Raw genomic sequence first — 19208 nt, 5'->3', positions numbered from 1 at the left:
GTAAGATGCATGTAAAAAAAGGTGATAAAGTACAGGTAATCAGTGGTAAAGACAAAGGAAAACAAGGTGTTATCCTTGCAGCTTTCCCAAAAGAAAACCGTGTTATCGTTGAGGGTGTTAACATCGTTAAGAAGCACTCTAAGCCATCTCAGTTAAATCCACAAGGTGGAATTATCACGAAAGAAGCACCTATCCACGTATCTAATGTTATGCCATTAGATCCTAAAACAGGTGTGCCTACTCGCGTAGGTTACAAAGTGGAAGATGGTAACAAAGTTCGTTTTGCAAAAAAATCTGGTGAATTATTAGATAAATAAGTTCTATATGAAAGGAGGTCCCTTCATTGAATCGCCTTAAAGAGAAATTCCAAAAAGAAATTACTCCTGCTCTTATGAGCAAGTTTAACTATAAATCTGTAATGGAAGTACCGAAAATCGAAAAGATCGTAATCAACACTGGTGTTGGTGACGCGGTATCCAATTCTAAAGCATTAGACAGTGCTGTAGAAGAATTAACACAAATCGCAGGTCAAAAGCCTGTTGTAACTCGCGCTAAAAAATCTATCGCAGGTTTCCGTCTTCGTGAGGGTATGCCTATCGGTGCAAAGGTTACTTTACGCGGTGAGCAAATGTATGAGTTCTTCGACAAATTAGTATCAGTTTCTTTACCACGTGTACGTGATTTCCGTGGTGTTTCTAAGAAATCTTTCGATGGTCGTGGTAACTACACATTAGGTGTTAAAGAGCAATTAATTTTCCCTGAGATTGATTATGATAAAGTAAGCAAAGTTCGTGGTATGGACATCGTAATCGTTACTACAGCGAAAACTGATGAAGAAGCTCGTGAACTTTTAACACAATTCGGTATGCCATTCCAAAAATAATGGAAGCCAACGCTAAGTAGAGGAGGCGAAAACGTGGCTAAAAAATCTATGATTGCGAAACAAAAGCGTACTCCTAAGTTTAAAGTGCAAGATTATACACGTTGCGAGCGCTGCGGTCGTCCGCATTCTGTATACCGCAAATTTAAACTTTGCCGTATTTGTTTCCGTGAACTTGCATATAAAGGACAAATTCCTGGCGTTAAAAAAGCTAGTTGGTAATACCCACAAATGGGAAGGAGGTAAAACACATGGTGATGACAGATCCAATTGCAGATATGCTTACTCGCATCCGTAATGCGAACATGGTACGTCATGAGAAATTAGAAGTTCCTGCTTCTAAAATCAAAAAAGAAATCGCTGAAATCCTAAAACGTGAAGGTTTCATTCGTGATGTGGAATACATCGAGGATAACAAACAAGGTATCCTTCGCATTTTCCTAAAATACGGTGTAAACAATGAGCGTGTAATCACTGGATTAAAGCGTATCAGTAAGCCTGGCTTACGCGTTTATGCAAAAGCTGATGAAGTACCACGTGTACTTAACGGATTAGGTATTGCACTTGTTTCTACATCTAAGGGAGTAATGACGGACAAAGACGCTCGTCAATTACAAACTGGTGGAGAAGTAGTAGCATACGTTTGGTAATTAATATTTAAACGAACGGAGGTGTGACCACATGTCTCGTATTGGTAAAAAGATTCTTGAAATCCCTGCAGGTGTTACAGTTACAGTAGCAGAAAATAATACTGTAACTGTAAAAGGACCTAAAGGTGAATTAACTCGTACTTTCAATGCTGATATGTCTATCAAGATTGAAGAAAATATCTTAACAGTAGAACGCCCTTCTGAACAGAAGGAACACCGTGCATTACACGGAACAACTCGTGCTCTTCTTGGAAACATGGTTGAAGGTGTAACAACAGGTTTCGCTCGCGGACTTGAATTAATCGGTGTTGGTTACCGTGCACAAAAACAAGGTGACAAACTTGTATTAAACGTAGGTTACTCTCACCCAGTTGAGATGACTCCAGAAGCTGGTCTTGAAGTTGAAGTTCCTGCTCCAACAAAGATCGTAATCAAAGGTATCGACAAGCAACGTGTTGGCGAATTCGCTGCTAACGTTCGCGCTGTACGTGCTCCAGAGCCATACAAAGGCAAAGGTATTCGTTACGAAGGCGAAGTTGTACGTCGTAAAGAAGGTAAAACTGCTAAGTAAACCCGTTAGGTGAAAGAAAGGAGTGACAAGAATGATCACTAAACCTGATAAAAATGCGGTTCGTAGGAAAAGACATGCACGTGTACGTGCAAAGCTTGCTGGTACTGCTGAGCGTCCACGTTTAAACGTGTTCCGTTCTAATCAACACATTTACGCTCAAGTAATTGATGATGTAAACGGTGTAACATTAGCAAGCGCGTCTACTCTTGATAAAGAACTTACTCTTAACGGTACAGGCAACACTGAAGCTGCTACTAAAGTTGGCGAATTAGTTGCTAAACGTGCTGTAGAGAAAGGCGTTAAAGAAATAGTATTTGATCGCGGCGGTTACTTATACCATGGTCGTGTTAAAGCTTTAGCTGAAGCTGCTCGTGAGGCTGGCTTACAATTTTAATGGTCAAAGGAGGGAAAATAGATGCGTCGCATTGACCCAAGTAAATTTGAACTTGAAGAACGTGTAGTTACGATAAACCGTGTTGCGAAAGTTGTTAAGGGTGGTCGTCGTTTCCGCTTCGCTGCACTAGTTGTAGTTGGCGATAAAAACGGTCATGTTGGATTCGGTACTGGTAAAGCGCAAGAGGTACCAGATGCAATCCGCAAGGCTATCGAAGATGCTAAGAAAAACTTAATCGAAGTACCATTAGTTGGTACAACAATTCCACACGTAATTATCGGTCAATTTGGAGCGGGTGAAGTATTCTTAAAACCTGCTGCAGAAGGTACTGGAGTTATCGCTGGTGGTCCAGTTCGTGCGGTTCTTGAATTAGCTGGTGTACAAGATATTCTTTCTAAATCTCTTGGTTCTAACACACCAATTAACATGATCCGTGCTACTGTAAATGGATTAAAAGATCTTAAGCGTGCTGAAGATGTTGCAAAATTACGCGGTAAATCTGTAGAAGAGCTACTAGGTTAAGAAGGAGGGAAAACATAATGGCGAAAAAGTTAGAAATTACCCTCACTCGTAGTGTAATTGGTCGTCCACAAGATCAACGTGCGACTGTAGAAGCTTTAGGTCTTAAAAAGTTGAATTCAACTGTAGTTAAGGAAGAAACTCCTGCTATTCGCGGTATGATCAACAAAGTTTCTCACCTTGTAACTGTAAAAGAAGCTTAATGATAACTCATCAATATAAGGAGGTGCCTGGGAATGAAACTTCATGAATTACAACCTGCAGAAGGTTCTCGTAAAGTTCGTAACCGTGTAGGTCGTGGTATCGGTTCTGGTAACGGTAAAACTGCTGGAAAAGGTCATAAAGGACAAAACGCACGTTCTGGTGGCGGTGTTCGTCTTGGTTTTGAAGGCGGTCAAACTCCATTATTCCGTCGTTTACCAAAACGCGGCTTTACAAACATTAACCGTAAAGAGTTTGCTATCGTTAACTTAACAACGTTAAATCGTTTTGAAGACGGTACAGAAGTAACACCTGAATTATTGCTTGAGACTGGCGTTATCAGCAAATTAAATGACGGTGTTAAAATTCTTGCAAACGGTGCGGTAGAGAAAAAGCTTACTGTTAAAGCTCACAAGTTCTCTTCAACTGCAAAAGAAGCGATTGAAGCGGCTGGCGGAACAGTTGAGGTGATCTAATGTTTCGCACAATCTCCAACTTTATGCGCGTTGCTGAGATAAGAAATAAAATATTGTTCACTTTAGCGATGTTAATCGTGTTTCGGATTGGCACGTTCATCCCAGTGCCTCATACAAATGCAGATGTACTGAGAGCGCAAGACCAGTTGAATGTATTGGGTATTCTGAATACATTTGGCGGCGGAGCCTTGAAAAAATTCTCCATCTTTGCGATGGGAATCATGCCGTACATTACAGCATCCATCATCGTGCAATTATTGCAGATGGATGTTGTTCCTAAATTTACGGAATGGTCAAAACAAGGGGAAATGGGTCGTCGTAAGTTAAATCAGTTTACCCGCTACTTTACAATTGTTCTTGCTTTTATTCAAGCACTCGGTATGTCAATCGGTTTTAACGGTATGGCAGGTGGACAGTTAATTACGGATCCTAGCTGGTCAACATACTTATATATTGCTACGGTACTGACTGCCGGAACTGCATTTCTAATGTGGTTAGGTGAGCAGATTACGGCAAAGGGAGTAGGAAATGGTATTTCTATTATTATCTTTGCAGGTATTACCGCAGCTATCCCAAATACTATAAGTCAAGTGTATGCACAGCAGTTCCAAAATGCCGGAGATGACTTGTTCATTAGTATCGTAAAAGTTGGTTTAATTTTGTTAGCTGTGTTAGCGGTTATTGTTGGTGTTATTTACATTCAACAAGCTGTTAGAAAGATCCCGATTCAATATGCGAAGCGCGTAACTGGAAATGGTGGTTATACTGGAGCACAAAACACTCATTTACCACTTAAGGTAAATAGTGCTGGTGTTATTCCAGTAATTTTTGCTGTTTCATTCTTGATTACGCCTCCGACTATTGCACAGTTTTTCCCGAAATATGAAATATCGCAGTGGATTATTAAGAACTTTAACTATACTCATCCAGTGGGTATGACAATATATGTTGCACTAATTATTGCCTTTGCATATTTCTATGCATTTGTTCAAGTGAATCCTGAACAGATGGCTGAAAACTTAAATAAACAAGGTGGATATGTTCCTGGTATTCGTCCGGGTAAGAATACAGAACAATATTTAACAAAAATCTTGTATCGTTTGACCTTTGTAGGTGCAATTTTCTTAGCGGCAATTGCAATTCTACCTGTTTTATTTATTCAATTTGCAAACCTGCCACAATCTGCGCAGATTGGTGGAACAAGTTTACTAATTGTTGTCGGTGTTGCTTTAGAGACAATGAAACAGCTCGAAAGTCAATTAGTGAGACGCCATTACAAAGGGTTTATCAAACAGTGAGTAAGTGGGAAGAGGCATCTTCCCTACATGCTCATTCATGAGGGGGAATACAGATGAACTTAATTTTAATGGGGCTTCCAGGTGCTGGTAAAGGTACACAAGCCGAAAAGATTGTTGCCAAGTATGACATCCCTCACATTTCAACAGGAGATATGTTTCGTGCTGCTATGAAAGATGAAACTGAACTTGGTTTACAAGCGAAGTCCTTTATTGATAAAGGAGCACTTGTACCAGATGAAGTTACAATCGGAATCGTGCGTGAGCGTTTAAGTCAAGAAGACTGCGTAAAAGGCTTCTTATTAGATGGTTTTCCGCGAACAGTTGCACAAGCTTCAGCTCTTGAAGAAATCATGAAAGATCTTGGCAAAAAGATTAATTATGTTTTAAACATTAATGTGGATTCAGGATTGTTGTTAAAACGTTTAACAGGTCGTCGCATTTGTAAAGAGTGCGGTGCGACTTACCACTTAGAATTCAATCCGCCAGCAAAAGAGGGCGTATGTGATAAATGTGGTGGCGAGTTATATCAGCGTTCTGATGACAATGAAGAAACTGTAGCAAATCGTTTAGAAGTGAATATTAAGCAAACAAAGCCGTTGCTTGATTTCTACGAAGAGCTTGGTTACTTAAAAAGCATTAATGGTGAGCAAGATATCGATAAAGTATTTGCTGATGTCGATCTTCTCATCGGAGGCTTAGCGTAATGATTATTTGCAAAACTCCTCGCGAAATCGAGATTATGCGAGAAGCTGGCAAGATTGTTGCTTTAACTCATCAAGAGTTAAAAAAGCATATTGCCCCAGGAATTACAACGAAAGAGCTCGATCAAATAGCGGAAAAAACGATTCTAAAATATGGCGGTTCGCCATCTTTTAAAGGATACAACGGATTTCCGGGAAGCATTTGTGCTTCGGTAAACGAAGAGCTTGTACACGGGATTCCAGGAAAGCGCAAGCTCCAAGAAGGCGATATTATTAGTATCGATATTGGTGCGAAATATAATGGATACCATGGAGATTCTGCATGGACGTATCCAGTAGGAAACATTTCCGAATCTGTTCAAAAGCTACTTGATGTCACAGAAAAATCGTTGTATCTTGGTTTAGAACAAGCAAAACCGGGCGAACGATTATCTAATGTTTCACATGCGATTCAAACGTATGTCGAAGATAATGGATTCTCGATCGTTAGGGAGTATGTCGGTCACGGAATCGGGCAAGACTTACATGAAGACCCACAAATCCCGCACTATGGTCCACCAAACCAAGGGCCTAGATTAAAACCGGGAATGGTCATTTGTGTTGAGCCGATGGTGAACCAAGGAAGACGATATGTAAAAACACTATCTGATGACTGGACAGTGGTAACGGTAGATGGTAAATGGTGTGCGCATTTTGAGCACACGATTGCTCTTACAGAAGCAGGATACGAAATCCTTACCACTTTATAGGTAGCTGGCTCTCCGGAATTTCAGAACAGTGTAGAATGTTACTGATTTGAAGAAGGGAGAACATTGAATGGCTAAAGATGATGTAATTGAAGTCGAAGGTACCGTTATTGAAACGTTGCCAAATGCTATGTTCAAAGTAGAATTAGAGAATGGGCATGTTGTGTTGGCTCACGTTTCTGGTAAAATCCGTATGAACTTCATTCGTATTTTACCAGGAGATAAAGTTACGGTAGAATTATCACCGTACGATTTAAATCGTGGTCGTATCACGTACCGCTTTAAATAATATAGCACTCCGTAATCTTTAAGGAGGTTCGAGACATGAAAGTAAGACCGTCAGTTAAGCCGATCTGCGAAAAATGTAAAGTTATTCGTAGACGTGGAAAAGTAATGGTTATTTGTGAAAACCCTAAACATAAACAAAAACAAGGTTAATCAGAAGGAGGTGCATTCGGAATGGCACGTATCGCAGGTGTAGATATTCCTCGTGACAAACGCGTTGTTATTTCTTTAACTTACGTATTCGGCATTGGTCGCACAACTGCTGAAAAAATTCTTGCTGAAGCTGGTGTTTCTGAAGAAACACGAGTTCGCGATTTAACTGAAGACGAATTAGGACGTATCCGTGATATCGTCGATCGTATCAAAGTTGAAGGAGACCTTCGTCGTGAAGTTTCTCTTAACATTAAACGTCTAATGGAGATCGGTTCTTACCGTGGTCTTCGTCACCGTCGTGGTTTACCAGTTCGTGGTCAAAACTCTAAAAACAATGCTCGTACACGTAAAGGTCCACGTCGTACAGTAGCAAATAAAAAGAAATAATAAGTAAAGGAGGTTGAACTAACAATGGCACGTAAAACAAACACTCGTAAAAAACGTGTGAAAAAGAATATTGAAGCTGGTATCGCTCATATTCGTTCTACTTTCAACAACACAATCGTAACTCTTACAGATACTCATGGTAACGCGCTTTCTTGGTCTAGTGCTGGTGCACTTGGTTTCCGTGGGTCTCGTAAATCTACTCCATTCGCTGCACAAATGGCTGCTGAAACTGCTGCTAAAGTTGCAATGGAGCATGGTTTAAAAACTTTAGAGGTTACTGTAAAAGGCCCTGGTGCTGGTCGTGAGGCTGCAATTCGTGCGCTTCAAGCTGCAGGTCTAGAAGTAACAGCAATTAGAGATGTTACTCCAGTACCTCATAATGGATGTCGTCCGCCAAAACGTCGTCGTGTATAATTTTTCTGTATAGATTTTTCCCTATTGTCTATAATGGATATGATGCATTATCGAGAAATTTCGTACAGAAACATCGCTTGTTGTGCACAATCGGGAACTGCCTAAGGGGGACTTTCGGTTAGACAGAGGTTTTTTCCTTTGTTTAGCCGAGGTTTCGACGTTTTGAAGGAGGGTTTAGTTAATGATTGAAATTGAAAAACCGAAAATCGAAACGGTTGAGCTTAACGAAGATGCTAAGTATGGTAAATTCGTTATTGAACCGCTTGAGCGTGGATATGGTACTACTTTGGGTAACTCCTTACGTCGTATCCTTTTATCCTCACTCCCTGGTGCCGCTGTTACTGCCATCCAAATCGATGGCGTATTACACGAATTTTCGACAGTTGAGGGTGTAGTAGAAGATGTTACAACGATCATCTTAAACTTGAAAAAGTTAGCTCTCAAAATCTACTCTGAAGAAGAGAAGACACTCGAAATCGATGTACAGGGCGAAGGTATTGTCACAGCTGCTGATATTACTCACGATAGTGATGTTGAAATCTTAAATCCAGATTTATACATTGCAACGTTAGCAAAGGATGCGCATTTCCGCGTGCGTTTAACTGCAAAGCGTGGCCGTGGGTATACGCCAGCTGATGCAAATAAGAGCGAGGATCAACCAATAGGTGTAATTCCTATTGATTCTATTTATACTCCAGTATCACGTGTGACTTACCAAGTGGAAAAGACACGTGTTGGACAAGTGGCAAATTATGATAAGCTTACGCTTGATGTATGGACGGATGGAAGCATCGGGCCAAAAGAAGCTATCTCTTTAGGTGCCAAAATCTTAACAGAGCATTTAAACATCTTTGTTGGTTTAACTGACGAAGCGCAAAATGCTGAGATTATGGTCGAGAAGGAAGAAGATCAAAAAGAAAAAGTTCTAGAAATGACAATTGAAGAACTTGATCTTTCTGTTCGTTCTTATAATTGCTTAAAACGTGCAGGTATTAACACTGTACAAGAGCTTGCGAACAAAACAGAAGAAGATATGATGAAAGTTCGTAACTTAGGACGTAAATCCTTAGAAGAAGTTAAGCATAAGCTAGAAGAACTAGGTTTAGGCTTACGTAAAGACGACTGAGGATTTAAACTCATCAACAAAGGAGGGAACTACGAATGGCATACAGAAAATTAGGCCGTACAAGTGCGCAGCGTAAAGCTATGTTACGTGACTTAGCTACTGATTTAATTATCAACGAGCGCATCCAAACGACAGAAACTCGTGCAAAAGAACTTCGTTCTGTAGTGGAAAAAATGATCACTTTAGGTAAACGCGGAGATCTTCATGCTCGTCGTCAAGCAGCTTCTTACATTCGTAATGAAGTTGCTAATGCTGAGACTGGTCAAGATGCATTACAAAAATTATTCGCTGATGTAGCTCCACGCTATGCTGAGCGTCAAGGCGGATACACTCGTATTGCAAAAATTGGTCCACGTCGCGGTGACGCTGCACCAATGGTAATTATCGAGTTAGTATAATGACAAGCAAAAGGGCAGGACAGTACTTTTTAAGTAACTGGTCATGGCCCTTTTTTTTAAGTATAGAAGAAAACGCTTATCCCGCTATTTGCGGGTAGTAAGACTCCCACCTCAAGACTCAGAGAGAAGCGGGGAAGCTAGGCGGGAGATAACTGCCCGTAAAAGCCCGATTAGTTCAACTAACCATCAGTGGGGGATGAAAAACCCCTCACTGATGGTTAGTTGAACTTTATTCGGCTGAATAATGGAAGAGGGTGCCCACGAGTGAAAAAAGAGAAGCTTCGTGCTGAGAACATATCATTTCAATATCCTCAAGCTGCTTCTTACGCCCTGCATGACGTTTCATTCTCTTTATATGAAGGAGAATGGGTATCTGTTATTGGGCAAAATGGGTCAGGAAAATCCACGCTTGCAAAGTTATTAAATGGCTTGTTTTTACCATCAGCAGGAACAATTACTGTAAATGAAACTCTTGTTTTATCTGAAGAAACTGTATGGGATATTCGAAAACAGATTGGAATGGTTTTTCAAAACCCAGATAATCAATTTGTCGGAACAACTGTACAGGATGATGTTGTCTTTGGACTTGAGAATGCCGGAATACCCAGGGAGCTAATGGTAGAACGTATGAAGCACGCTTTAGAGCTCGTTCGAATGGAAGATTTTCAAAATGAAGAACCTCACTACTTATCGGGTGGACAAAAGCAGCGCGTTGCAATTGCAGGTGTATTAGCACTTCAGCCGTCTATTTTAGTATTAGATGAGGCAACATCTATGCTTGACCCACAAGGCCGTAAAGAAGTGGTAGAAACAGTAAGAGATCTTGTTCGTACGAAAGGAATTACAGTTCTTTCGATTACTCACGATTTAGAAGAAGCGGCGCAGTCAGATCGTATTATTATTTTAAATCGCGGAGAACTATTAGAAGAAGGAACACCTGAGCACATTTTTCAATCACCGAAAATGCTGCAAGAAATCGGTTTAGATGTGCCATTTTCAGTGAAAATGGCAGAATTATTGAAAAGCAATAAAATTCCTTTACAATCAATGCATCTTACAATGGAAAGTTTGGTGAGCGAACTTTGGAGATTACATTCCAAAAAGTAGAGCATCGTTATCAATATAAAACCCCATTTGAAAAACGTGCCCTTTACGATATAGATATTTCGCTTCCTAGTGGTGGCTATTATGCCATTATCGGTCATACAGGGTCGGGTAAGTCAACGATGATTCAACATTTAAATGGCTTATTGCAACCAACGAGTGGTACTGTTCAAATTGGGGAATATAGAATTTCATCTCAAAAAAAAGCGAAGAAATTAAAACCTCTTCGAAAAAAAGTAGGGGTTGTTTTTCAATTTCCAGAACATCAATTATTTGAAGAAACGGTAGAAAAAGATATTTGCTTTGGGCCTTCAAATTTTGGTGTATCTGAAGAAGCAGCGAAACAAAAAGCAAAAGATGCCATTCGATTGGTTGGTCTATCAGAAGAACTATTAGAACGATCTCCGTTTGAATTAAGCGGAGGACAAATGAGACGTGTTGCTATTGCTGGTGTATTAGCAATGGAGCCGGAGGTATTAGTATTAGATGAGCCAACGGCAGGACTTGATCCGAAGGGCCAGAATGAGCTTATGGAGATGTTTTATCATCTTCACAAGCAAAACAATCTTACGGTGATTCTTGTGACACATAATATGGAGGATGCTGCAAAATATGCAGACAACATTGTTGTCATGCATAAAGGAACGGTCTTTTTGCAAGGAACATCAGAAGAAGTCTTTACGTATGCAGATGAGCTTGAACAAATTGGTGTGTCTCTTCCGATGCCGCTGAAGTATAAGCGAGAAATTGAAGAGAAATTAGGCATTTCTATCCCGAAAGCCACCTTGTCTTTAGAAGATTTAGCAGATGAAGTCATACAACTGTTTAGAAAAGGTGGGGATTCATCATGCAGCAGTTAATTATTGGAAGATATGTTCCAGGAGAATCTGCCATTCATAGACTGGATCCTCGAACAAAACTGTTAATGGTCTTTTTATATGTATTTGTTGTATTTTTAGCAAATAATGCAATTTCATATGGCTTGCTATTTTTGTATGCACTCATTGCTTTGTTCTTTGCAAAAGTGCCGATTCGCTATGTTCTTTCTGGATTAAAACCTGTTTTATGGATTTTCTTATTCACTTTCTTTCTGCATATTTTTACAACAAAAGAAGGTGCTGTACTCGTTCAATTTGGATGGTTTTCTATATATGAGAAAGGGTTGGAGCAGGGAATTTATATTTCCATTCGTTTTTTGGTCATTATTTTAATGACCACTCTATTAACGTTAACAACAACGCCAATTGAAATTACAGATGGTATGGAAACGCTGTTGCATCCTTTAAAACGTATAAAAGTTCCTGTTCATGAAATTGCACTTATGATGTCTATTTCACTGCGCTTTATTCCAACTTTGATGGATGAAACGAGTAAAATTATGAAAGCACAAGCTTCTCGTGGTATAGACTTTGCAGGTGGTCCAATGAAAGATAGGTTGAAAGCGATTATCTCGTTACTTGTACCACTATTTATTAGTGCGTTTAAACGTGCAGAAGACTTAGCGATTGCTATGGAAGCACGAGGTTATCAAAGCAACGGATACCGTACGAAATTCCGGCAGCTAGAATGGAAATGGATCGATACATTAACACTCTTAAGCCTATTTGGTTTAGCGTGTATTTTAATTTTAGTTCGATCGTAATGGAGAGTATGAATATGGAAAGAATAAAATGCACAGTTTCGTATGATGGAATTAACTTTTGCGGATATCAAATTCAACCGAATCAACGTACTGTTCAACAAGAAATAGAGAAAGCTTTGCAAAAGGTGCATAAAGGGGAAGCTGTTCGTGTACAAGCGTCAGGAAGAACAGATTCCACTGTCCATGCCAAAGGCCAAGTCATTCATTTTGATACACCACTATCATTAACAGGAGAGCAATGGATGGCAGCTTTAAATACAATGCTGCCAGATGATATTGCTGTGGAGCAGGCTGAGCAAAAAACTTTAGATTTTCACGCACGATATGGTGTTGTAAAAAAGGAATATCGCTATCGTGTATTATTATCTAAAAAAGCTGATGTATTCCGTAGAAATTACGTATATCAGTATCCATATGCATTAGAAGTAGAATCCATCCGAAAAGCAATTCCTTATTTTATTGGAACGCATGATTTTACTTCATTTTGTTCGGCAAAAACTGATAAAAAGGATAAAGTGCGAACAATTTATGAAATAGATTTAATAGAACAAGGTGATGAGCTAGTCTTTCGTTTTGTTGGAAATGGTTTTTTATATAACATGGTTCGAATTATTGTTGGTACGCTGCTTAGCGTCGGTAAAGGAAAGATTGCTCCTGAAAGCATTCCAGATATTTTTAAAAAACAAGACCGCCGTTTTGCTGGGAAGATGGTACCGGGGCAAGGCCTTTATTTATGGCAGGTAAACTATAACAACTAATCCTGGTGTAACATTTGCTTGACATTAGAAACTCAAAAGGATATCATAACATATGGTATTGTTTCTAAGACCACGATTAGCCCCGGAAGGAAATCGTGTTTAAGATAAACAATAGAATTTTTTCTATGAAAAGATATTGAGTAGGAGGGAAACAAATGCGTACGACTTTTATGGCAAAAGCTAACGAAGTTGAGCGTAAATGGTATGTGGTTGATGCTGAAGATAAAACTTTAGGTCGCCTTGCTACTGAAGTAGCATCCATTTTACGCGGTAAAAACAAACCAACATTTACACCACATATTGATACTGGTGATCATGTAATTATTATTAACGCTGAGAAAGTTCACTTAACAGGTAATAAATTAAACGATAAAATTTACTACCGTCACACAAATCACCCAGGTGGACTTAAACAAAGAACAGCTCTAGAAATGCGTACAAACTACCCTGTACAAATGTTAGAGCTTGCTATTAAAGGCATGCTTCCAAAAGGACGTTTAGGACGTCAAATGTCTAAAAAGTTAAATGTGTATGCTGGATCTGAGCATCCACACCAAGCACAAAAACCAGAAGTTTACGAACTTCGCGGATAATTAATTAAAGGAGGGCTTACTTTGGCACAGGTACAATACAATGGTACTGGACGTCGTAAGAGTTCAGTAGCACGCGTACGCCTAGTTCCAGGCGAAGGACGCGTTATCATTAACGGTCGTGATTTTGAAAACTATATCCCATTTGCTGCATTACGTGAAGTAGTGAAACAACCTCTAGTTGCAACAGAAACTTTAGGTAACTACGATGTACTTGTAAACGTACATGGCGGTGGATACACTGGTCAAGCTGGTGCTATCCGTCACGGTATTTCTCGCGCTTTATTAAAAGCTGATCCAGAATACCGTTTAACATTAAAACGTGCAGGTCTATTAACTCGTGACGCACGTATGAAAGAGCGTAAAAAATACGGTCTTAAAGGTGCTCGTCGTGCACCTCAGTTCTCAAAACGTTAATTTTTGCGAACTTCAAACCTCAGCCTTTTGGCTGGGGTTTTTTTATTATGTTCGTAAACATCTTTTATTAGCATCCTCTTCTTTGGAATATTTTAGTGTTGCCTTCTTGTGTATGCTTCCTACTGAGAAGTTTAGACTAATACGTACATAGGGAGGTTTTAAGTACTATGAATGTTATTGTAAGCCTGAAAGAAAAACAAAGAGAAAAGCAGCTGAAGTATGAACGTAAAATACTGCGAGAATTATCCTTACAAACACTCAGAGAAAATATTCGTGATTGCTTTTTTATGGATACATTCCATCGTCATTATGAAGATTATTGTATAGAGGTAGGTATTGAGTCCTATTTATTAGGAGCTAGGTATAGTAAGTTTGGTTATTATGGAGAATCACTTTTAGATGTGAAAAGCAGGTCGTCTCATGAAGAAGTTCAATTAACAGAAATGCTGTTTCATTTTTTGACAAGTGTTCTTTTGCATACTTTAGAAGAAAATGAAGATGAGCAGTTATATCAATTGTGCCAGCGCTTTATTAATGCTTGGTGGCAACAAGGATATGAAAAGGGTGAGAGAAGATATCGCATGAAGCTGCATTAAGAAAATCATAAACTTTCCTCTTGTCCCATATAAGTAAGTAGAGGGACTAGCTAGAGGGGGAAAGGTATGAAAAGAATTCGGATTATTTCTTTTATGTTAGCAGCGGTTGTACTCTTTTTCTTAGTAAGGCAGGATTTTCAAATTACAAAATCGTGGAGAGCGTGGAACTTGCCTTTGTCTGGAAAAATTATTGTATTAGACGCTGGTCATGGTGGCCCGGATGGAGGGGCAGTTGGCGGGGGAGATATTGTTGAAAAAGATATTACACTGGAAATTACAAAAAAAGTGCGAGATTATTTACAAGAACAAGGAGCGCTCGTTATTTTGACACGCAATGGAGACTATGATTTAGCAGACAAAAGCACCAAGGGATATAGTCGCCGCAAAGCAGAGGACTTAAAAAAACGTGTTGATATCATTAATAAGTCTGATGTTGACTTTTTTGTTAGTGTGCATTTGAATGCCCTCCCAAGTGGTGATTCGAAAGGAGCACAAACATTTTATTATCGTTCTTTAGTAGAAAATGAGCGAGCAGCAAAATTTATTCAAGCTGAATTACGAACAAGTCTCGAGAATACGAAGCGTTCGGCAAAAACAATTTCTCGTGTTTATTTATTGAAGCATGCGAAAACACCGGGTGTATTAGTTGAAGCTGGCTTTTTATCCAATGTAAACGAAAGATATTTATTAAACTCAGAGAAATATCAGCAAAAAGTTTCTGCTGCTATATATCGTGGGATATTGCGATATTTTACTGAGAAAGGAAACCCTCCCGATTAAGGGAGGGTCTTCTTTGTAACGGAGTTTTCCGAAAATATGCTATACTTACAATGAAAACGCATTTATTTTGTTCTAATGAGTTATTACACGCTTGTAAGAACTTAATTTAATTTACTTTATCTTATTTTTATAACAGGGGGCGGGACAGGTTATGGTAACGAAAGAACAAGTAGTGGGAGCACTTGAAGGGATTGTAGATCCGTTTCTAAATAAAACATTAAAAGAAACAAATGCTATTAAAGAAGTCACCGTGAAACCGGAAAAAGAACATGTGAGTATTAAAATTGCGATTGTGAAAACAGGAACAGCCGAACAAATGCAGCTGCAAGGAGCAATTGTGAAATTAGTGAAAGAATTAGGAGCAGCAACAGTTGGTTTACGCTTTACGGAATTTACCGAAGAGGAACAATTGCAATTTGCTCCGCAAGAAGAGCAGAGTGAATCTTTATTATCGCCGCATTCAAAAACAACTTTCCTAGCAATAGCAAGTGGAAAAGGCGGAGTTGGAAAATCGACTGTTTCTGTAAACTTAGCGATTTCTCTTGCTAGATTAGGAAAAAAGGTTGGAATCGTTGATGCTGATATATACGGATTTAGTGTGCCGGATATGATGGGGATTGAAAAACGGCCTGTTGTACGTGGTGATAAAATCATTCCGGTAGAGCGTTTTGGTGTAAAAGTTATTTCGATGGGATTTTTCGTAGAAGACAATGCACCTGTTATTTGGAGAGGCCCAATGCTTGGGAAAATGTTAAATCATTTCTTCACAGAAGTAGAGTGGGGTGATTTAGATTACTTAGTGTTAGATTTGCCTCCTGGTACAGGTGATGTAGCATTAGATGTACATTCTATGCTTCCGTCTTGTAAGGAAATCATTGTGACAACACCTCATCCAACAGCAGCTTTTGTAGCTGCTAGAGCTGGTGCAATGGCACTTCGCACAGAGCATGAGATTATTGGTGTTGTGGAAAATATGTCTTATTTTGAAAGTAAAGTGACTGGTGAAAAAGAATATGTCTTTGGTAAAGGTGGAGGAGAAAAGTTAGCGGCAGACCTACAGACAGTAGTACTTGGGCAAATTCCGCTCCAGCAGCCAGATTGGAATGCAGAAGAATTTGCTCCATCCGTATACGATGAGGAGCATAGCACTGGAGTAATCTATAAACAAATTGCTAAGCAAGTAATTGAGAGAGCGGCAATTGAACAAAAATAACCCTCAGTACGAGGGCTATTTTTGTTCTTTTTTTCCTTCTTCTGATCCGCCTTCTTTTTTCTGCTCACCGCCACTTTTCTGAGCCTTTTCAACACCTTTACTAATAATATCTATCATTTTTGCTTGGAATAGTGGACTTTCGGCAGTTTCAGTTAAGACTTGCTGTAAATATTGACGATACTCTTTACTTTTCATTGTTTGCATCATGATTTTTCCAACTTCCGGATTTTTCATGATCTCTATAACACCTGCTTGATACTCAGGATCTTTTAATAATGTTTTCATTAAACTTGTTTGTTCTTTCTCCATGCTTTTTGCAAACTTAGCAGCAAACTCAGGATCTTTGAATAATTTTTCCCAAAATTGTTGCCCTTTCTCTGATAGCATAGTATCTTCAATCGTTTTTTTCACTACAGATTCATCTAAAATAAGAGCTTGTTTCATTTTTTCATCGGTTAGTACATCTTGGATTGCTTTTTTGCCTTCATCCGTTTTTAAGATATCAATAATCATTTTTTTCGTTTGATCATAGTCTAATTGGGATTTCGCTTCTTTTTCTTGTGCACATGCAACTATTCCGATAAAAAGGATAAAAGAGACCAAAATGAGCAGAATCCGTTTCATCAGCCGGGGCTCCTTTCGCATATTTCTCTTTTTTAATATAAATATCTTGAAGGAATTTATACATATTGATAGCTAGCTTTTTAAAAATGACATTGTTACAATTTAAGTAAAAATATATAGATAATGGGGGATATGTCTGTGAATAGCCGAAAATGGGTACGACTCTTTTTGACGACATTGTTTCTTGGGGGAAGCAGTACAATCTTTATCGGTTTTATTTTAGGGTGGGACAAGTATAATAAATTTTTTCAAAATTTCGACGGAAAGGAAATTTTAATGATTTCTTTTTGGTTGCTTGGGATAGGTTTTATTTTTAGTGTCATTAGTCAGATGGGTTTCTTTGCGTATTTAACAATTCACCGGTTTGGACTAGGGATGTTTCGCTCTCCATCTCTTTGGAATGCAATACAAATTTTCTTAATTGCATTTGTATTATTTGATTTTGTATATTTGCGCTCTGTATTGATTGCAAATGGGAATGAATCACTTGGGATGAATATTTTAGTTGCTGGGACTCTCTTTGTATTTGGAGCAATTGTTGCTTACATAAAAAGTAAAGAGACGAATAAGAAAGCTTTTGTCCCGGCCCTATTCTTTATGATTGTTGTGACTGTTATTGAATGGGTTCCAGCGCTGCGGGTCAATGATACAAATTGGTTATACTTAATGGTTGTGCCGTTGTTGCTATGCAATGCGTATCAAGTTCTAATGTTACATCGTTTAATAGGACAAAAAAGCTGATTCCTATATTGGAATCAGCTTTTATTTTGTTTAATGGACAGTAAGGCTTACGCCTTAGTAAGGTGTAAGTTCAATCTATGTCTTTGCTTTTAGCATTTGTATTAGAGATGAGCTGAGAGACAGGGATGTTTTTAAATCCATCCGTTTTCAATTTTTGAAGCAGCATTGGTAATGCTTGATTTGTTTGTAGTGCCGAATCAGAAGCGTGAAGTAGAATGATATCTCCTTCGCGTAGATTTTCTGAAACGGTGGTAACAATTTTATTGACTCCAGGGTTTTTCCAGTCATTTGAATTATTACTCCAATGTACAACCGTATATCCTAGAGATTCAGCAATTTTTAATACCGTTTTATTAAAGTTACCATTAGGGGGACGTAGAAGTTGAACTTGCTTCACTTGAAGTTTTGTAAATACGTCCTGTGCCTTTAAGAGGTCCCTTCGGATTTCGCCTGCTTCTAAAGAAGTATAGTCTTTGTAATTGTATCCCATACTTCCGATTTCGTGACCATCTTTTATAATACGCTCCACAATATCAGGATGGCGTTCTGCCCATGCTGCCGAAAGAAAGAATGTGGCGTTTGTAATCTTTTTTTCTTTTAATGTATCTAGTATAGGTAATGCTTTCTCATCCCCCCAACTAATATCGAACGTTAAAGAAACCTGTTTTTTTGTCGTGTCTCCTTTATAAATTGCTTTTGGACCAGTAGTTGTTGAAAAAACCGATTGATAAGAATATGTTTTTAAAAAGAGCAGCCATGCCGTAAAAAGGGAAAGCACAATAATAAGACTAATTTGTTTAAACCTATGTTTACTTGTTATAAAGAAGAAAAACATCGTTTCTCCGCCCCTTTGTCCAATCCTTTTCAGTTACTTATATGCAGAAAAAGAAGAAAAGAGAACTAAACGATTAACATCGTAAGAAAAGGATATACTGAACGGTAACGCTTTATATAATTTATCCTGCCTTGATATTTAGAGAAATGGATGAGATAAGTGTATGAAGTGAAGAGGATACTTGATTCCAAGTATAAAAAATAACTTTAGTTAATTTTACATATATTAGGAAAGTGGTATGTAGATAAGAAACAGCTGAGGTGACAGAATGATTGGGTTATTGATTACGGAGCAGGAACAGAAAGAATTAGAATATGTATTAAAAAGAGAGTTAGATGAATTGTTATTTGACTTTGCGGATAAGAGGATCCATCGTATTGTAAAAAAGACGATGGAAGAGCGATATAAATTGTTATTTACTGTATTTACAAGAATTGCTCCACCTGAAGATTGTACAAGGTATATGAGAAAAAGAATTTTTTATTAAAAAGTATTGACGATATAGTTTTATATATGATAAATTAATATTCGTCGCTGATGAACGAATTCATCAAGCGAAAAAAGAAATAAAAAACATTGTTGACATCAGATGGTTGAGATGTTAACATAAGGAAGTCGCAAATGAGCGGCTAACAAGTTCTTTGAAAACTGAACGAAACAAACAACGTGAAACGTCAATTTTTATTTATGATGCTAGACAAACACTTTA

The 19208-nt window shown here is 38.5% G+C and carries 31 protein-coding genes; 29 read left to right on the top strand and 2 right to left on the bottom strand.

Going from position 1 to position 19208, the window contains the following annotated elements; all coding sequences use genetic code 11:
• The first annotated feature begins 5 nt into the window (after positions 1 to 5).
• The 27 genes from rplX (at position 6) to ACTDJC_RS20775 (ending at position 16299) form a co-directional block, all read left to right on the top strand.
• Positions 6 to 317 (top strand): 50S ribosomal protein L24, encoded by a 312-nt coding sequence (gene rplX / locus ACTDJC_RS20905; protein WP_440604578.1) that lies wholly within the window; start codon positions 6 to 8, stop codon positions 315 to 317.
• A gap of 26 nt (positions 318 to 343) precedes the next feature.
• Entirely contained in the window at positions 344 to 883 is a 540-nt protein-coding gene (gene rplE, locus ACTDJC_RS20900) for a 50S ribosomal protein L5 (protein ID WP_020062301.1), read from the top strand.
• A gap of 33 nt (positions 884 to 916) precedes the next feature.
• On the top strand, positions 917 to 1102 hold the full coding sequence (rpsN, locus tag ACTDJC_RS20895; RefSeq protein WP_020062302.1) for a 30S ribosomal protein S14: 186 nt from the start codon (positions 917 to 919) through the stop codon (positions 1100 to 1102).
• A gap of 29 nt (positions 1103 to 1131) precedes the next feature.
• Positions 1132 to 1530 carry a 30S ribosomal protein S8 gene (rpsH, locus tag ACTDJC_RS20890; RefSeq protein ID WP_020062303.1) on the top strand — a complete coding sequence of 133 codons (399 nt, stop codon included), beginning with the start codon at positions 1132 to 1134 and terminating at the stop codon, positions 1528 to 1530.
• 31 nt (positions 1531 to 1561) lie between these two features.
• Positions 1562 to 2101, top strand: a complete 540-nt coding sequence (gene rplF / locus ACTDJC_RS20885; RefSeq protein ID WP_154710860.1) for a 50S ribosomal protein L6 — start codon at positions 1562 to 1564, stop codon at positions 2099 to 2101.
• A gap of 31 nt (positions 2102 to 2132) precedes the next feature.
• Complete coding sequence (gene rplR, locus ACTDJC_RS20880; RefSeq protein ID WP_230576173.1) at positions 2133 to 2495, top strand: 50S ribosomal protein L18; 363 nt, start codon at positions 2133 to 2135, stop codon at positions 2493 to 2495.
• A 21-nt stretch (positions 2496 to 2516) separates the two neighbouring features.
• Positions 2517 to 3017: a 30S ribosomal protein S5 gene (gene rpsE, locus ACTDJC_RS20875; RefSeq protein ID WP_230576174.1), complete on the top strand. Its 501-nt coding sequence runs from the start codon at positions 2517 to 2519 to the stop codon at positions 3015 to 3017.
• Between the two features lie 17 nt (positions 3018 to 3034).
• A complete protein-coding gene (gene rpmD / locus ACTDJC_RS20870) occupies positions 3035 to 3217 on the top strand; it encodes a 50S ribosomal protein L30 (protein WP_020062307.1) in 183 nt (60 codons plus the stop codon).
• A gap of 33 nt (positions 3218 to 3250) precedes the next feature.
• On the top strand, positions 3251 to 3691 hold the full coding sequence (gene rplO, locus ACTDJC_RS20865; protein WP_098310007.1) for a 50S ribosomal protein L15: 441 nt from the start codon (positions 3251 to 3253) through the stop codon (positions 3689 to 3691).
• Positions 3691 to 4989 carry a preprotein translocase subunit SecY gene (secY, locus tag ACTDJC_RS20860; protein WP_098310008.1) on the top strand — a complete coding sequence of 433 codons (1299 nt, stop codon included), beginning with the start codon at positions 3691 to 3693 and terminating at the stop codon, positions 4987 to 4989. The genes rplO and secY overlap by 1 nt, the downstream gene beginning before the upstream one ends.
• A gap of 53 nt (positions 4990 to 5042) precedes the next feature.
• Positions 5043 to 5693, top strand: a complete 651-nt coding sequence (locus ACTDJC_RS20855) for an adenylate kinase (RefSeq protein WP_098310009.1) — start codon at positions 5043 to 5045, stop codon at positions 5691 to 5693.
• A complete protein-coding gene (map, locus tag ACTDJC_RS20850) occupies positions 5693 to 6439 on the top strand; it encodes a type I methionyl aminopeptidase (RefSeq protein WP_098310010.1) in 747 nt (248 codons plus the stop codon). The genes ACTDJC_RS20855 and map overlap by 1 nt, the downstream gene beginning before the upstream one ends.
• Positions 6440 to 6506: 67 nt before the next feature.
• The gene (gene infA, locus ACTDJC_RS20845; RefSeq protein WP_020062312.1) at positions 6507 to 6725 is read left to right on the top strand and encodes a translation initiation factor IF-1; all 219 of its coding nucleotides are present in this window, start codon (positions 6507 to 6509) and stop codon (positions 6723 to 6725) included.
• 35 nt (positions 6726 to 6760) lie between these two features.
• Positions 6761 to 6874, top strand: coding sequence for a 50S ribosomal protein L36 (gene rpmJ / locus ACTDJC_RS20840; RefSeq protein WP_000868344.1), 114 nt, complete (start codon positions 6761 to 6763; stop codon positions 6872 to 6874).
• 21 nt (positions 6875 to 6895) lie between these two features.
• The gene (gene rpsM / locus ACTDJC_RS20835; RefSeq protein WP_035433696.1) at positions 6896 to 7261 is read left to right on the top strand and encodes a 30S ribosomal protein S13; all 366 of its coding nucleotides are present in this window, start codon (positions 6896 to 6898) and stop codon (positions 7259 to 7261) included.
• A 24-nt stretch (positions 7262 to 7285) separates the two neighbouring features.
• Positions 7286 to 7675 carry a 30S ribosomal protein S11 gene (gene rpsK / locus ACTDJC_RS20830; RefSeq protein ID WP_003194384.1) on the top strand — a complete coding sequence of 130 codons (390 nt, stop codon included), beginning with the start codon at positions 7286 to 7288 and terminating at the stop codon, positions 7673 to 7675.
• Between the two features lie 181 nt (positions 7676 to 7856).
• Entirely contained in the window at positions 7857 to 8801 is a 945-nt protein-coding gene (locus tag ACTDJC_RS20825; RefSeq protein ID WP_000569645.1) for a DNA-directed RNA polymerase subunit alpha, read from the top strand.
• Between the two features lie 35 nt (positions 8802 to 8836).
• Entirely contained in the window at positions 8837 to 9199 is a 363-nt protein-coding gene (gene rplQ, locus ACTDJC_RS20820; protein ID WP_098310011.1) for a 50S ribosomal protein L17, read from the top strand.
• A gap of 264 nt (positions 9200 to 9463) precedes the next feature.
• Positions 9464 to 10306: an energy-coupling factor ABC transporter ATP-binding protein gene (locus ACTDJC_RS20815; protein ID WP_098310013.1), complete on the top strand. Its 843-nt coding sequence runs from the start codon at positions 9464 to 9466 to the stop codon at positions 10304 to 10306.
• Positions 10282 to 11163 (top strand): energy-coupling factor ABC transporter ATP-binding protein, encoded by an 882-nt coding sequence (locus ACTDJC_RS20810; protein WP_098310014.1) that lies wholly within the window; start codon positions 10282 to 10284, stop codon positions 11161 to 11163. The genes ACTDJC_RS20815 and ACTDJC_RS20810 overlap by 25 nt, the downstream gene beginning before the upstream one ends.
• Complete coding sequence (locus ACTDJC_RS20805) at positions 11151 to 11945, top strand: energy-coupling factor transporter transmembrane component T family protein (protein WP_253628365.1); 795 nt, start codon at positions 11151 to 11153, stop codon at positions 11943 to 11945. Before ACTDJC_RS20810 ends, ACTDJC_RS20805 begins: the two co-directional genes overlap by 13 nt.
• Positions 11946 to 11959: 14 nt before the next feature.
• A complete protein-coding gene (gene truA, locus ACTDJC_RS20800) occupies positions 11960 to 12703 on the top strand; it encodes a tRNA pseudouridine(38-40) synthase TruA (RefSeq protein ID WP_098310016.1) in 744 nt (247 codons plus the stop codon).
• Positions 12704 to 12858: 155 nt separating this feature from the next.
• Positions 12859 to 13296 carry a 50S ribosomal protein L13 gene (rplM, locus tag ACTDJC_RS20795; protein WP_098310017.1) on the top strand — a complete coding sequence of 146 codons (438 nt, stop codon included), beginning with the start codon at positions 12859 to 12861 and terminating at the stop codon, positions 13294 to 13296.
• A gap of 21 nt (positions 13297 to 13317) precedes the next feature.
• Positions 13318 to 13710, top strand: coding sequence for a 30S ribosomal protein S9 (gene rpsI, locus ACTDJC_RS20790; RefSeq protein ID WP_020063209.1), 393 nt, complete (start codon positions 13318 to 13320; stop codon positions 13708 to 13710).
• A gap of 167 nt (positions 13711 to 13877) precedes the next feature.
• On the top strand, positions 13878 to 14306 hold the full coding sequence (locus ACTDJC_RS20785; protein WP_098310018.1) for a DUF2521 family protein: 429 nt from the start codon (positions 13878 to 13880) through the stop codon (positions 14304 to 14306).
• Positions 14307 to 14372: 66 nt separating this feature from the next.
• Entirely contained in the window at positions 14373 to 15086 is a 714-nt protein-coding gene (gene cwlD / locus ACTDJC_RS20780; RefSeq protein WP_098310019.1) for an N-acetylmuramoyl-L-alanine amidase CwlD, read from the top strand.
• A 151-nt stretch (positions 15087 to 15237) separates the two neighbouring features.
• The gene (locus ACTDJC_RS20775; protein WP_440604577.1) at positions 15238 to 16299 is read left to right on the top strand and encodes a P-loop NTPase; all 1062 of its coding nucleotides are present in this window, start codon (positions 15238 to 15240) and stop codon (positions 16297 to 16299) included.
• 15 nt (positions 16300 to 16314) lie between these two features.
• On the opposite strand, the gene gerD is transcribed toward ACTDJC_RS20775, so the two are convergent.
• The gene (gerD, locus tag ACTDJC_RS20770) at positions 16315 to 16923 is read right to left on the bottom strand and encodes a spore germination lipoprotein GerD (protein ID WP_098310021.1); all 609 of its coding nucleotides are present in this window, start codon (positions 16921 to 16923) and stop codon (positions 16315 to 16317) included.
• 138 nt (positions 16924 to 17061) lie between these two features.
• Here gerD and ACTDJC_RS20765 point away from each other — a divergent pair, with 138 nt between their 5' ends.
• Positions 17062 to 17664 (top strand): KinB-signaling pathway activation protein, encoded by a 603-nt coding sequence (locus ACTDJC_RS20765; protein ID WP_098310022.1) that lies wholly within the window; start codon positions 17062 to 17064, stop codon positions 17662 to 17664.
• A gap of 70 nt (positions 17665 to 17734) precedes the next feature.
• Here ACTDJC_RS20765 and pdaB read toward each other — a convergent pair whose 3' ends face one another.
• Positions 17735 to 18499 (bottom strand): polysaccharide deacetylase family sporulation protein PdaB, encoded by a 765-nt coding sequence (gene pdaB, locus ACTDJC_RS20760; protein WP_098310023.1) that lies wholly within the window; start codon positions 18497 to 18499, stop codon positions 17735 to 17737.
• Between the two features lie 268 nt (positions 18500 to 18767).
• Here pdaB and ACTDJC_RS20755 point away from each other — a divergent pair, with 268 nt between their 5' ends.
• A complete protein-coding gene (locus ACTDJC_RS20755; protein WP_098310024.1) occupies positions 18768 to 18986 on the top strand; it encodes a hypothetical protein in 219 nt (72 codons plus the stop codon).
• Positions 18987 to 19208: the final 222 nt, after the last annotated feature.

The sequence above is a fragment of the Bacillus sp. GB_SG_008 genome (genome assembly GCF_052038115.1).
GTDB classification, from domain to species: domain Bacteria; phylum Bacillota; class Bacilli; order Bacillales; family Bacillaceae_G; genus Bacillus_A; species Bacillus_A rhizoplanae.
The sequence above is the reverse complement of the archived record's forward strand: the minus strand, read 5'-3'. Positions and strand labels throughout refer to the sequence as shown.